Genomic DNA, 12,698 nt, shown 5'->3' with positions numbered 1-12,698 from the left:
AAGTGCGCGGCGGTTTACGACAACGACATGCGAAATACCAAAAGCTTAAAGCGCAAGGAGCTAATCTGAACGATCGCGACGCGCTCTAGGTCCTCCCTTGGGCGCCCAGCGCATGGGCTAAAGCACACCCCAGCCGCGGTAGCGTCCGCGGCCGGTCATTTCGCGGATGCCAAGTTCCCGCACGAGGTTCAACGCACCACGCGGCGTCACGCCGACATGCTGCGCGACGAGCGTGGCTGAAACGATCGGTCGCGACAGCACCAACTCGATCAGCGCCGGCAGGCTGCTGTTGGAGCGCCGATCGCGGATGCGCATCTCCATCTGGGTCTTGGCCAGCGATAGGCGGTCGAGTTCCTTGAGACCCAGATCCGCGGTCACCGTCATCGCTTCCAAGAAAGCGCTCCATCGTGTCACTGGATCTTGCGAGCGCCGTCGTTCGTGACGGACGACCTTTTGTCCGGCGTTGAAGGAGAGGAGATGCGAGGTAACCTTGCCGCGTGATCTCAGATAGGCGCCAACGAGCAGTGAACCCATCCAGTGTTGGCGGCGCAGCGGCTCGATCCGCTCCCAGGCATCGAAGAGTAGCGCGGCGCCAAGGCTGGCCGGCAACTGATCCGCTGTCGCGACCACCTGGCGCCATTCGTCGATACGTGCGTCTTCGTCCCATTCCTCGTCAAAGAGCAGGCCCAGCTGTCCCATGGGCTCCTGTGCGGTCACACGTGCCGCGCGCTCAGCGACTTCGAGCGTATCCTTGTCGTGCGCTTCCAGCAGTTGCTGTGACCGAGCGATCGCCGCATCGATGGCCGCGAACTCGGCAGCCATCGGATTGCCGTCCTCCTCGTCGTCCGCCTCAAGATGACGGTCATTGCCAGTGGCACTCGATTGCAGCTCCAGCCCGGCCTTCGCAGGCATACCGCCGGCATTCGCCGGTGCAAGCTGTTCGCCTCGAAGGGCGGCGAGACCCTGAGGCGAAAGCGCCCATGCGGGTTCGGCCAGCCAGATGCGCCGCCGCGCGCGTATTACCGAATGGGCAATCGTCAATTCATGCGTCGGGGCACGGGCATCCATATGGGCATCATGCAACACGAGATCCTCGACATGGACGAGTTCACCGGCAACCCATAGGGCAGCCGCAGCGTCGAAGAAGTGGCCACGCTCGCGGAAGCCGTCTTCGACCGCATGGCGGTTTGTTCGCTCGTCCAGTCGCGCCAAACCATCTTCTGCCGAAATCAGCAGTGGAAGCAGTGTCGGATGATAGGGATCGGGGATCTGGTATCGCATTTCAAACTAAGGGTGCCAGTGTCGAAATGGAACGTAACACGATATTCATTTCCGTCACAGATGCGCTGTATCGCAAGGCAATTTGAAAGAGCGCACCGGCGTTGCGCCGGTATGGCGTAGCCTCCGCGATGGACTTGCTCAATCGTTCGCCGATTGGTGCCTTGTACGACAAGGCCTCGAACTCTGGTGGCAATTACCGTCGGCTTGCATTGGGCTAAGCGCATCGACTGTTGACAGCTGTCAACGCGCCACGAAGCGATGAGCCGGAAACTCCATCTGGAGAAATCCGAGGAACACTTCAAATGGTTCTCTCGGGAATGACCAAACGATCATCCAGTTCTCCGGGGCAGGGCGGGGCCAGAGGTTCGCCGGGTTGGCTATCGCTTCCATGATCGTCTGCGCTGCCCGCTCCGGCGTTTCCGTGTTTGAAATCATCCGCCCGAGCTTATGCAGGTTGCGCTCGATCGCCTCGTACGTGCGCACGACAGCATGCCCCATCCGTTTGCGTCCGACACGGTTCGCTTCCCGATCAATGACACGATCGATTGGCGTCCAAAGCGTGAAGACAAAGACCGGCGTTTCACGAGGTAGCGCGCTGCAAAACAGATCGAACTTCTCGGCGTCGTCAAAGACATTATCGAAGCAGACCCTGATGGCACCCATGGCCAGACAGGCAGCGGCGAGTGCAGCGCCAGCCCGGTATGTCGAACCGAGTCCTAGGGAAGTTCGAACATCTTCCAGGGCGAAATGGCGCAAAGCGTCGCCGGCGATGTTGATCGTACCGGGATGGCTCCGCGCCAGAACCAGACTTACCGTAGTCTTGCCGCCGCCGCCTGGCCCGTTAGGCCAAGGCCCTCGGCTGATTCGTGCCCAACATCGTTGCCGGAAGTGGAGTGCGGGACCACGCGCTGAACGCAGCATACCGTCTTGAGAGCGGGCGGCTATATCGCTCTTTTATCCACGGAGATTGCTGGCTGAATTTCTGGCAGTCCTCGTTCCCGTCCGCTTCGAATTGCTCTTGCCTCAAGCCCAGCCCGCTCCGTTGACAGCTGTCAACATGAGGCGCGCACGCCGAAGCTCAATGTCCCGGCGCCCTTCGAGCCCCACTAACGTTCGAAACCTAACCAGTGGAGCCGTCTTCGCAGGCAGCTGTTTCCAACCGTAGACAGCCATCGGCAAAACCCGCGCTAGCGGATCATCCGGCCATTCCCAAAGCCGTCCGGGCGACGGAAGCAAAAGCCCCTTTTCTTTCCAAAAGGGACAAAAACAACAATGTTATCGAGGAGATGGCGGGAGACGCAAATTGAATCCTGAGCACTACAATATCCCAAAGATATCAACGAATCCCTGCGCCTCCAGTTTCCCGCATTCGGTTGCCTTATACAAGCTCGCATTGATCGGCGAGAGAAGTAACGGCTACATCAGAACATCCCACTCAGCTCCCATCAAATGGTCCGTCCTCCATTCATCCAACGACCGAAGCTTGGGCGCGTAGACGTGCCGATAACATTGCCGAGACAGCGAAGGATTGGCTCTTCGCTCGGCGCGTCAGGTCACGTAGATAGGCGCCGGCGGAATGAATGTGCTCAGCTCGCTCCAGAAGGCACGCCAGCACGGTCGCGGTCGTTTCTGGCCCGAGTGTGGCGCAGGCTTCGTTGTAGGCATCAGGGCTGATCCCAAGCATGTTTTTGACGACTGTGGCGGCTGTCAGGAGATCGCGCCAGTTGTCGATACGACCGGATGGGCCGTAGTCGCGGATTTGCGGGCAGGCCTTCAATACGAGTGGCAGCGGTGTAGCACGGATGAGGGGAGGGGTTACCGGGGGATGCGAGCGACGTTCCGGAAGCAGCGATGTTTCGATATTTGCAGGTGGATCACTCGCATCTTGGCCGACCGGCAGCACATCCGTCGACGCTTTGCGCGAAAATTCCACCCCAAGTCTTTCATCAGCCGGTTCAGATTCAGAAAGATAATCGGATTCTGAATTCTGTATGTGCCGCTCATTTTGGCGTTCATTGGCAGCCGTATTTTGTGTTTTCAGTAGATTTTCCAGACGATTAGTCAGTTCGTCCTGCAGCAGGGCAAGAACAGGGAGGAGGCGCTCGATTTCGGCGATGGAGGGCTTGCGCGAGAGGGACATAGAGACGGCCTGGCAGTGCGCTTCGGCCTCTTCAGCGTAGGCGATATCAGATGGGCGCAACAGATCGACCAGCTTTGCAACGTCACGGCGGCAGAGGCTCATGCGTTCGCGCATCATCTGAAGGTAACGCCGGTCAGCTTCCAGACGAGCAGCCTCAGCTTCGAACTCGGCCGCGCGAGAAAGCAACGGTGCAAGGTCGAACCCGAATGCCTGGCCAATCGCTCCCTTGCGGTCACGGCGAGCGTAACGCTTACCGTTGGGGCTATCGCGCCGGAGAATGAGGCCAGCCTCGACCAGGGTGGCGAGATGCCGCCGGAGCGTCGTCTCGGCCATGCCGTGTGTTCTCAGGGAAAGCTGAGCGTTGGAGGGAAACACGACGAGACCGTCGGCTGCCTCGAGTTCCGTCTTCGGGTAGAACGACAGCAATGCGTTCAAGACGGCAAGAGAGCGATCGGAAACGCCAAGGTTCGACTTGGCGGCGCAGACCGTTCGAAACAATTTCCATTTATCGACCTTGCCTTCGTCGACGGCCGAAGCGCTGGAAAGTTGGTGCGCCAACATCCCAAGCGACATCGCCCGCCGCCCGAAGGGCGTCGTGACAATCCCACAATCCACTTGTCTTCACCTTTTTCAAGGCAAAAGAAATTCGTTCGCCGAAACGACGTTGAAAACTCTTGACACCGATTCGCGGAAATGGGATTCTCTAGTTGCTACACGAGAGAAGGGTTTCCGCAGCGCTAGTCGTTCGGAAGCCTTTTTCTTTTGCTCTGTTTAGTCTCCTGTTTCCTCTTGGTATTCGAGGTACAGAGATTTGAGCCTCTGCCTCACGAAATCTGCAAAGCCCGGGGCCTTCTTCCTGCTGAAGGACAGCGTCGTTTCGCCATCCGTTTCACGGATCCGGACCGGGGTTGTATCGTCGGGCGCCATCCACGAGATGGCTCTGGCGCGCCCCTTGGAGGCGCTCAGGAAGGCACAAAGCGCATCAAAACGCTGATCGCTCCCGACCGTCTGAAATTGTTTGTCTTTGACAAAGACGTCTGCAGCTTCGCCCCTTCCGTCCTGAGCGAGCAGCTCGGCGAGCTCGAACCAACGACGCCGACCAATCGTCGGTGCTGGCCCAATCGCCTCGATCAGGGCGGTCGGTAGCCGACGAACGAGGGAAATCATCTTCGAAAGTGCCGCCTTGTCGACGCCAAGCGAGGACATGATGATCTCGCGGGAGAAGCCACGATCCTCAAGGCGCGTGGCGAAGAGTGATCGCTCGATGAAGGACAGATCCGTGCGAGTGTTGTTCTCCTGCCCCTGAGAGACGACCAACTGTTCGTCGCTGAGATCGCGGACAACCGCGCGGACCTTGCTGCCAAGCTCGCGTGCAGCTGCCAATCGGCGATGACCGTAGGCAACCTGGTAGCGCCCTTCGGCATCCGGATGCGGACGCACGAGGATCGGAACCTGTTGTCCGTGCTCGCGAATCTGTTCTGCAAGAGCGGATTGTGCATCTGCTCCGATCTCGAGACGATCGACGACGAAAGAGGCGTCGATGAGCGCAGGGTCGAGATCGACGATCGTCAGTCCTTCGGCAAGCTGGCGCTCCAATTCCTGGGCGCGCTCAACTTTCTGGGTGATGTTCGACAGGGACCGAGTAATGCCGCCGACGGCGCTTACTGGCCGCGTCCCGACACTCAGGCCGGCGATCGGCCGGGCTGTTGCCAGGCGTTCCAGAGCCGTTTCAGCGTCGTTTCCGGCCGTGTCGTCCGTAATTCCAATCAGATTCTTACGGGCCATGGATTACTTCCTCCCCCAAACCTGACGGATCAGTTCTTCGATCTCGCCATTGACCTGGTTCAGCGAATCCATGGCGCGGTCGTATGTGCCGCGGACGAATTGCGAGCGTTCGACTTCGTAGAGTGTCTGCTTCGTCACGCCGGCATCGGAGATAGCCGTCGACTTCACCATCGCGTTCTGCAGCATGCGGTTGCCGAAAATGGCGCGCATAAAGCCGGTCATCTGGCTCTGCGGACCGTCATTCGGCTCGAAACGCGTGCCGAGATAGCGCATCCAGTCGTAACTTGTGCGACCGCCGGCCTTCTCGACGACACTCATCAGCTCACTCGTCATCGACAGGAACTGCGACATCGACATGACGTCGAGCATCTGCGGATGCACGGTGATGAGAACGGACGTCGCGGCACAGAGCGCCGACATGGTCAGGAAGCCGAGTTGCGGCGGGCAGTCGATGACGACGATATCGTAGAAACTCTCGATTTCCGCCAATACGTCGCCGATGCGCGCGAAGAAGAGGGTTTCGGCAGCGCCGCCTACCATCATTGCCTTCGGCGTCTCATGCTCGAACTCCATGAGCTCGAGATTGCCGGGAATGAGGTGAAGGTTGGCCGTATAGGTCGAACGGACGATGTCCGCGATCGGTCGCGGCTCGTCGTAGCGGATCGCGCCGTAAAGCGTTTCGCCCTCACCAACGTCCAATTCCGGCTGGTGGCCGAAGAGGGCGGAAAGCGAAGCCTGCGGATCAAGGTCGATCGCGAGCGTCCGGTAGCCGCGGAGGGCCAGATATTGGGCAAGGTGGGCAGATGTCGTCGTCTTCGCCGATCCACCCTTAAAATTCATGACCGATATGACTTGAAGCTTCTCGTCGCCCCGGCGATGCGGGACGTATTTCCCGGATTTTCCGCCTTCGTCGAGAACGCGGCGGATGCGCTCGATGTCCTCAATGGCGTACATGCGCCGACCGTTTGACAAGGGCGCCGGGCCGTGGCCCTCTGAGGCCACCTGTCTCAGATAGCCTTCGCCGATTCCAATGAAGGCGGCGGCTTCGGCAGGGCTGAAGAGGCGCATTGCCTTTTGGGCTTGCGGAGGGAAGATCTTCTTTTGATGCTGCTGCAGCTGATGCGCCAGTTCCAAAGCATCGGCAGCCAGAAGCGTCGGCAGATGCTCCTGTTCGTCGTGACCTTGAATTTTCTGTTGCAACATTGGGTTCCCCGAAAACTGCGCAAAAATCGTCATATCGGAACAATATGCGCAGATGCACTATGCTCCGATTCGGTTCGGTTTTACAAATGCATAGCGATCTATACCCAGGGCCGTGATTTGGCGGCGAATGAACCCGGGATCGCTGCTGGTTGTCCGCGGACAACTGAGACTTCGTGGTGAAGTTGCCACGGCTTGGCGGCTGATTTCCCGGCCGAGAGGAGAAGCTCTAAAAGAGTATAGAATTTATAGACTATTGACAGATGAGCGGATTGTGTCACGATTGTGTCTATCAGAGACGTGACGCGAGAAGGTTCGCTATGTTCTATCTTGGTGGAATGACCCTCGGTTATCTGGCGCCGCCGCCACTGAAGGCGACACGGCAGCCACGCGTGGAGGTCGGATCAGCTCCGGTTGAAAAGGCGGACTGTGAAGAGTCCGACCGCAATCAGGAATGGACGCGTGCATTCCTGACGCCCTGGCATCTTCTCTATTGATCAGCGGGCGGCGGCGGGGCCTTCGCGGCTGCAGCTGTTGACACCTGTCAACATTCGTCTGTTCAGGCCTCCGCCGCCATGGGGAAAAGCGCGAAACAGCGAGAGAAGGGCTGTTTCACCGCCGGGAAATGATTAAGTTCGGTGTCATGGACACCAAGCAAGACCGAACCGTTTCGAACGATCAGCCCGACGATAATAGCCAAGGACAGCCCTTGTCGTTGCATCAGCGTATCCTCGGGGATGTGGAAGGACGCATCCTCTCCGGGGAGTGGCCGCCGGGTCACCGCATTCCATTCGAACACGAGCTGACCGAACAGTATGACTGCTCGCGGATGACCGTGAACAAGGCGTTGACCGAATTGGTCAAGCGCGGATTGATCGAGCGGCGCCGCAAGTCGGGCAGCTACGTCACCTTTCCGCAGGTGCAGTCGGCCGTCATGGAAATCCATGACGTCAAGCTCGAAGTCCAATCTCTGGGGCTCGACTATAGTTTTCAATTGGACGAGCGAAAGGTTCGCAAGGTGGAGAGCCGGGACGTCGAACGCCTGGATCTTCCGACATCGGCCAGGCTGCTGGATGTCACGTGCCGGCATTTTGCCGGTGGGCGTCCCTTTTGCTTCGAAGAACGCCTCATCAGCCTAGCAGCGGTGCCCGAGGCGGAGGCGGAATTGTTTGAGACCGCGGCACCCGGTTCGTGGCTGCTAGGCAAGGTGCCGTGGAGTACGGCCGAACACCGTATTCGCGCCGTTGCGGCGAACAAACTGGCGGCGCAGGCGCTCGATATTTCGACCGGCACCGCCTGCCTGGTCATCGAACGCCGCACCTGGAGCGGTCGTGCGCCGGTCACGCATGTGCGGCTGACCTATCCCGGCGATCGCCACGAACTCGTTGCTCAGTTCGCGCCGAGTCCGATCGGATAGCCGGCTAACTCTCCGCTACCGGCTGGCAACATGCCAGTTGTCCGCGGACAACTGGCTATTCTCCAACCACGCGCAAGACAGGGGCCGGGCCGTTACCGGAAAAGGCGAAGACCTCGATCGGCTCGCCAATGCCCCTGACGGGATAGGAGCCGAGATGCTCCATGCTGGATGCGCAACCGGCCAGTTCGACGAAGGCCCGCGACAGAAGCACCGGCCGCTTCGTTTCCTTGGTCAGACTCTCCAACCGCGAGGCGATGTTGACCGCGGGACCGATCACCGTAAAGTCCAGCCGACGGCGCGAGCCGATATTGCCGTACATCACGTCGCCTACATGGACGCCGATCCCGTAGCCAAGGGGCTCACGGCCTTTTTCGAGGTTGTCCTTGTTGAGGAGAGCGATCGCCGCTTCCGCCTCACGGATCGCCTGCAGCAGGTTTTCGGCAGCATTCGCATTGCTGAGCGGGAAGATCGCCAGTAGCCCATCACCCATGAACTTGAGGATCTCGCCGCCGTATCGCTCGATCGGCTCCGACATGGCGTCGAAATAGCCGTTGAGCAGATCGATCACGTCGTCGCGCGGCCACAGGTCGGAGAGTTTCGTGAAGTCGCGCAGGTCGCAGATCAAAATGGCGGCACCAACGGTAACGCCACTGCCGCGCGTCGTGGCGCCGGCGAGGATCTGTTCACTGGCATGCGGGCCGACATAGGTTTCGAGCAACGTGCGCACGAACCGGTTTTTCAGCCGGATTTCGCTGACGAGGGCCAAGGCGGGTAGAAGATCCGAGAGAAGGCCGACGTGCTCGTCCTCGAAGCCGCCCTCTCGGTCGGTGGTGAAGGTCACGACATGGCGTTTGCCCAGCGTGTGTTCGAGCGGCCACGCAATGTACTCGGTCAGGCCCTCGGCCTTCAGGTCGGCATAAAGCGAGTTTTGAGACTGCTCTTCCGTCAGGGCTTCCAGGTTCGTGCGAACCTCGGTGCCGCCGTTGTTGATCACATAGAGCGGGCTATTGAGGTAGAGCGCGGTGTTTTGGGTCCCATAGTCATAGAGATCGATTTCGGCCTCGGCCAAGCCCTTGCGCCACAGAATGCGAGCACCCAGCCACTGCGGATGGTTGATCCGAAAATGCAACGTTGCGCGTGCAACCGGGACGCCGACCGCCTGTAGCCGTTCGCACATTTCCACGAGGATATTGTCGATGAACCGCTCGTTGCGGGTTTCGATGATCAGCCAGTCGAGCACGCTCCGGCGCCGGGCCGGCCAGCTTTCTCCTTCGATCGAAGGGGAGGGGGCCTGCGAAGACATCTGCATTTGCAATTCTCCATGCTGGTCGAACGCTCAGCCGTTCCTCCGGCGAACGTTCGCGATGTATCGCTGCAAATGTGGAGCATCGGCGGCGCCTTGATAAGGGGGAAGCCGAAAGCTTTTGAGAAAAGGCGGTGTTAAATCCGTTCACGCCGATTGATGCGCCAAGCGGCTCCCGTCGAGAAGCGGCAAGTGCAAGCGGACGCGGGCCCCCTGCCACGGGCCGGCAAGGATGTCGACACGGCCACCATGCAGACGGGCGATCTCCCGTGCCAGATTGAGCCCCAAACCGGCGCCGGTGGAACGTGGACGCAAGCAATAGAAAGGCTCGAATACGCGCTCGCGTTCCTCGACAGGAATTCCGGGGCCCTCGTCCTGGATTTCCAACCCGCCCGCGGCATTGACCTGCACGGTGATCGTGCCGGTGCCGCCGCCATGTTCGACGGCGTTGCGCAAGAGATTGGCGACAGCCTGCTCGATCTGGCGTGGCCGAGCGCTGACACGGGCCTCCGGCACCTCGGTTTCGAACGCCAGCTCGTAGCCTGCTTCGAACGCCAACGGCGCAAAGTCGGCGGCGGTGTTTCTCGCAAGGGCAACAAGATCGACCACTTCGAGTGCGCCACCGGCATGCCCGAGCACCTGCCGGTCGAGAAGCTGTTGGGCGAGGTGGGACAGACGCTCGATATCCAGCCTCTGGCGGGCACTTTCCGGGGCTTCCTGCAGAAGTTCGGCACGGGTTCTGAGGATCGCGATCGGGGTGCGCAATTCGTGCGCCGCGTCGGTGAGGAAACGGTTGCGCTGATCATATCCCTCGCCGAGCCGCGCCAGCGCCTTGTTGAAGGCTCGCACCAAGGGGGCGATCTCGGTCGGTACCTGTTCGGTTTCGAGCTGAACCGCGCGATTGTCGATATCGATGCGGCCGGCCTGGTCAGCGGTCGATATGAGGCTCGCCAAGGAACGCCGAACGACGGCCGGTGCCGTCACCAATGTGGTCACGCCCATGACCAGAACGATCGGCAGCAGGAAGCAGAGGATGAGCAGCGCGATCATCGGTACGACCTCGGTCCAGGTCGTCGTGCCGTCGAGGTCGCGTGCCATGTCGACATTGACGCTGATCTGCACGTCCAGCGGGCCATCGTCGCGCCGCGAAGCAACGGTCGAGGTGATGATTTGAACGCGGCCGGCGTCTGTCTCGGCGTTGTGGAGGACCGCGTCCGGCAGCGTTCCGCCATCATCAGAGCAGCTTCGCACCTTCCACACGTCGGAGCAGGGCGCCACCGCTTTTGCCATAGGGAGGAGGAACGTTTCCCTGTCGGAGAACCTGACCGGCGTCGTCGCGGACGATGAACCAGAGATTGGGGTGGGCCTGGCGTAGCTCGCGCAGCTCTTCGGTCTCACGCACCATCAACGCGCCGCTCGCATCGCGCCCGACGGCGCGGTCGAGAACATCCACCGCCGCTTCATTGTCGACGAGGAGGCGCGGCTGGACGATGAACAATGCCACGAAAAGCAGGCCGATAAAGACAAACAGCGTTGCCGCCTGTAGCAGAATGAGGCGGCGCACGAGCACCCATTGCAGCGAGCGGGGCCGAGCTTTCGTCATGTCGTTGCGCGCAGGAGATAGCCGAGGTTGCGGATGGCCCGGATCTCGACGCCGGCTCCGACATCATCGAGCTTCCGGCGCAGGCGCGACAGATGCGAGTCGAGCGCATTGGACTCGATCTCGTCTTCCATGGCGTAGACCGATTCCTCCAATGTCGCCCTGAGCACGGTTCGGCCCGGTCGACGCATCAAGGCTTCGAGCGCAAGACGTTCTCTGCGCAGGAGATCGAGCGGCTTGTCGTCCACGGCCGCTTCGCGGTGATGGAAGTCGTAGATCAGGCGTCCGACCTTGGTCTGTTCGGCTTTCAATGAGACGGGGCGGCGGGCGAGTGCCCGCAGCCGGGCCATCAGTTCTTCGACGGCAAACGGCTTGGACAGATAGTCGTCGGCACCGGCATCGAGCCCGGCGACGCGGTCGTTGATCGACCCCAAAGCCGTCAGCATCAATACGGGCGCGCCGACACCGAGGCCGCGCAGCTTCGGAATGAGGTCCAGGCCCTCGCCATCCGGCACACGGCGATCGAGCACGACGACGTCATAGGGCCAGAGCTCGGCGACGGCTTCGGCATCGGCCAGCGTCGAGACGTGATCGACGATCACCTGACGCCGCTCCAGCGCCGCCTTCAGGGCCGAAGCCATCTCCGGCTCGTCTTCCAGCAGCAGGATGCGCATGCCAGTTCTCCCGATTGCAGGTCTTCCTGAGCAGGTTACTCAATGAAAACATACATAAATTCAAATACCTACAACGAATTCCATCCGCCTCGCCAGTGAGGTTGAAGCCATCACTCGCATTCCAGCTTCGGCTGGCGGAAATTGGTGATGTACCAGCGGCCCTGCTGCATGCGCGCGTAGAAGGTATAGAAGCATTCCTGCTCTTCGACGTAGCCCGGCGTCGAGTATTCCTCGTAGCGCATTCCTCGGCGCGTGTCCTTGATTTCACCACTCGATGTGCCGGAGACGACATTCGTCGAGATCTTGCGCCATTGATAGGCCCGTTCGTTCCAACTGAGATCAAGAATGTTCGTCGGCGGACCGTAGTCGATGATGACGGATTCGACCGGCTGGCCGATATAGGTTTTCATGGTGTCGGAAGCGCAGCCGGCGAGGAGCAGCGCGGTAGCGGCAAAACATGCGAGGGCGCGGCGCCCTTTGCTGAAGAACATGACGGATCCCGGTTTGTCCCGCATTGCCAGGCGTCCACCCGGACGCACAAAGCCTGCGGTCGTGCTTTGACCTGCCGCATGCCCGATTGTTATTTCGGGTCGAGGCGGCGACAACCCGCTGCTAAAGGGGCAAGATTACAGGGACATTGCGGGAGGGCGGCGTGTGGCCCGCAGACAAGCCAGCGTCAGATCGCGGAGATGTTTGACGCCTGCCGGAAAAGAGCCGTGAACTGGGTGGCTTCCTGACCGCGAGGCGGTGCAGCTCAGGCGGCCAGATTCGCTTCTTTCTTTGATGTGGCCGTATCGGCTGCGTAAACAAGGCCGGGCTCCACGATCCACTCGCCGGAGCGAAGCGACAACACGTCAAAGCCGCCACCCGCCAGCCGCGGAGCCACGCCGACGAAGCGATAGCAAAGGCCGCTGCCATCCCTTACCGCTTCCCGTATGGGCCTGCCGGCAAGGGAGCCGATCACGGCGCCCTCAAATGCGATATCCGCCAGAATAAAGTATTCCGTCGGCAATCGGCGGCTGGTCTTGGGGCTGGGCTTGAACCCGTTCGTGAATTTCATTGTCTTGCTCGTCGTGAGACGTTCCGGAACCGGGGAGGACCGGTGCCGAGGCGTCTATGCATTTCTCTCGTCGTTGCCACGCGGGGCGCGATGGGCGTCTACCCACCGCTGCAGTCAAGCTGCATATTGCAAAGATAACACGTACCGCATGCCGGCGATGTTCCCGGCGGCACGGCGCGTCTCAAGCCATCGAAAAGCGGCGCTAAGAAGGCGGAGCCATCGGGGTTCGCTGCGGCAT

The 12,698-nt window shown here is 60.4% G+C and carries 14 protein-coding genes; 2 read left to right on the top strand and 12 right to left on the bottom strand.

What is annotated here, in order from left to right; all coding sequences use genetic code 11:
- Positions 1 to 117: 117 nt before the first annotated feature.
- The 5 genes from ACTJKM_RS28990 to repA all read right to left on the bottom strand — a co-directional run bounded on the left by ACTJKM_RS28990 (position 118) and on the right by repA (position 6,406).
- Entirely contained in the window at positions 118 to 1,281 is a 1,164-nt protein-coding gene (locus ACTJKM_RS28990; RefSeq protein WP_113513301.1) for an RHE_PE00001 family protein, read from the bottom strand.
- A gap of 240 nt (positions 1,282 to 1,521) precedes the next feature.
- The gene (locus ACTJKM_RS28985) at positions 1,522 to 2,037 is read right to left on the bottom strand and encodes a hypothetical protein (protein ID WP_440661459.1); all 516 of its coding nucleotides are present in this window, start codon (positions 2,035 to 2,037) and stop codon (positions 1,522 to 1,524) included.
- 709 nt (positions 2,038 to 2,746) lie between these two features.
- Entirely contained in the window at positions 2,747 to 4,036 is a 1,290-nt protein-coding gene (repC, locus tag ACTJKM_RS28980) for a plasmid replication protein RepC (protein ID WP_440661458.1), read from the bottom strand.
- A 156-nt stretch (positions 4,037 to 4,192) separates the two neighbouring features.
- Positions 4,193 to 5,206, bottom strand: coding sequence for a plasmid partitioning protein RepB (repB, locus tag ACTJKM_RS28975; protein ID WP_113513305.1), 1,014 nt, complete (start codon positions 5,204 to 5,206; stop codon positions 4,193 to 4,195).
- A gap of 3 nt (positions 5,207 to 5,209) precedes the next feature.
- Positions 5,210 to 6,406: a plasmid partitioning protein RepA gene (repA, locus tag ACTJKM_RS28970; RefSeq protein ID WP_373419892.1), complete on the bottom strand. Its 1,197-nt coding sequence runs from the start codon at positions 6,404 to 6,406 to the stop codon at positions 5,210 to 5,212.
- Between the two features lie 320 nt (positions 6,407 to 6,726).
- Here repA and ACTJKM_RS28965 point away from each other — a divergent pair, with 320 nt between their 5' ends.
- On the top strand, positions 6,727 to 6,903 hold the full coding sequence (locus ACTJKM_RS28965) for a hypothetical protein (protein ID WP_197423462.1): 177 nt from the start codon (positions 6,727 to 6,729) through the stop codon (positions 6,901 to 6,903).
- 62 nt (positions 6,904 to 6,965) lie between these two features.
- Here the strand turns inward: ACTJKM_RS28965 and ACTJKM_RS28960 are convergent, their stop codons facing one another.
- Entirely contained in the window at positions 6,966 to 7,127 is a 162-nt protein-coding gene (locus ACTJKM_RS28960) for a hypothetical protein (protein ID WP_440661472.1), read from the bottom strand.
- Between ACTJKM_RS28960 and hutC the strand changes: the two genes are divergently transcribed.
- Complete coding sequence (hutC, locus tag ACTJKM_RS28955) at positions 7,050 to 7,823, top strand: histidine utilization repressor (RefSeq protein ID WP_058327614.1); 774 nt, start codon at positions 7,050 to 7,052, stop codon at positions 7,821 to 7,823. The two genes, ACTJKM_RS28960 and hutC, sit on opposite strands and share 78 nt — an antisense overlap.
- Positions 7,824 to 7,878: 55 nt before the next feature.
- Here hutC and ACTJKM_RS28950 read toward each other — a convergent pair whose 3' ends face one another.
- From ACTJKM_RS28950 to ACTJKM_RS28925, 6 genes are all read right to left on the bottom strand, one after another.
- Positions 7,879 to 9,132 (bottom strand): adenylate/guanylate cyclase domain-containing protein, encoded by a 1,254-nt coding sequence (locus ACTJKM_RS28950; protein WP_058327615.1) that lies wholly within the window; start codon positions 9,130 to 9,132, stop codon positions 7,879 to 7,881.
- A 141-nt stretch (positions 9,133 to 9,273) separates the two neighbouring features.
- Positions 9,274 to 10,128, bottom strand: coding sequence for a sensor histidine kinase (locus ACTJKM_RS28945; protein WP_440661470.1), 855 nt, complete (start codon positions 10,126 to 10,128; stop codon positions 9,274 to 9,276).
- 232 nt (positions 10,129 to 10,360) lie between these two features.
- Positions 10,361 to 10,729, bottom strand: a complete 369-nt coding sequence (locus ACTJKM_RS28940; RefSeq protein WP_440661457.1) for a hypothetical protein — start codon at positions 10,727 to 10,729, stop codon at positions 10,361 to 10,363.
- Complete coding sequence (locus ACTJKM_RS28935) at positions 10,726 to 11,400, bottom strand: response regulator transcription factor (protein ID WP_058327617.1); 675 nt, start codon at positions 11,398 to 11,400, stop codon at positions 10,726 to 10,728. Before ACTJKM_RS28935 ends, ACTJKM_RS28940 begins: the two co-directional genes overlap by 4 nt.
- 110 nt (positions 11,401 to 11,510) lie before the next feature.
- On the bottom strand, positions 11,511 to 11,891 hold the full coding sequence (locus ACTJKM_RS28930) for a hypothetical protein (protein WP_057251245.1): 381 nt from the start codon (positions 11,889 to 11,891) through the stop codon (positions 11,511 to 11,513).
- A gap of 263 nt (positions 11,892 to 12,154) precedes the next feature.
- A complete protein-coding gene (locus ACTJKM_RS28925) occupies positions 12,155 to 12,460 on the bottom strand; it encodes a hypothetical protein (protein ID WP_057251244.1) in 306 nt (101 codons plus the stop codon).
- Positions 12,461 to 12,698: the final 238 nt, after the last annotated feature.

It is taken from the genome of Ensifer sp. 22460 (assembly GCF_052044935.1).
Classification (GTDB): Bacteria; Pseudomonadota; Alphaproteobacteria; order Rhizobiales; family Rhizobiaceae; genus Ensifer.
This window is presented reverse-complemented; position numbering and strand designations above follow the sequence as displayed.

Excerpts from the sequence above, each read along its gene's own strand:
- ACTJKM_RS28945 (WP_440661470.1), bottom strand. The coding sequence starts at position 10,128 with ATGGGCGTGACCACATTGGTGACGGCACCGGCCGTCGTTCGGCGTTCC.
- ACTJKM_RS28925 (WP_057251244.1), bottom strand. The coding sequence starts at position 12,460 with ATGAAATTCACGAACGGGTTCAAGCCCAGCCCCAAGACCAGCCGCCGA.
- repB (WP_113513305.1), bottom strand. The coding sequence starts at position 5,206 with ATGGCCCGTAAGAATCTGATTGGAATTACGGACGACACGGCCGGAAAC.
- ACTJKM_RS28930 (WP_057251245.1), bottom strand. The coding sequence starts at position 11,891 with ATGTTCTTCAGCAAAGGGCGCCGCGCCCTCGCATGTTTTGCCGCTACC.
- ACTJKM_RS28960 (WP_440661472.1), bottom strand. The coding sequence starts at position 7,127 with ATGCAACGACAAGGGCTGTCCTTGGCTATTATCGTCGGGCTGATCGTT.
- ACTJKM_RS28990 (WP_113513301.1), bottom strand. The coding sequence starts at position 1,281 with ATGCGATACCAGATCCCCGATCCCTATCATCCGACACTGCTTCCACTG.
- hutC (WP_058327614.1), top strand. The coding sequence starts at position 7,050 with ATGGACACCAAGCAAGACCGAACCGTTTCGAACGATCAGCCCGACGAT.
- ACTJKM_RS28965 (WP_197423462.1), top strand. The coding sequence starts at position 6,727 with ATGTTCTATCTTGGTGGAATGACCCTCGGTTATCTGGCGCCGCCGCCA.
- ACTJKM_RS28950 (WP_058327615.1), bottom strand. The coding sequence starts at position 9,132 with ATGCAGATGTCTTCGCAGGCCCCCTCCCCTTCGATCGAAGGAGAAAGC.
- ACTJKM_RS28935 (WP_058327617.1), bottom strand. The coding sequence starts at position 11,400 with ATGCGCATCCTGCTGCTGGAAGACGAGCCGGAGATGGCTTCGGCCCTG.
- ACTJKM_RS28940 (WP_440661457.1), bottom strand. The coding sequence starts at position 10,729 with ATGACGAAAGCTCGGCCCCGCTCGCTGCAATGGGTGCTCGTGCGCCGC.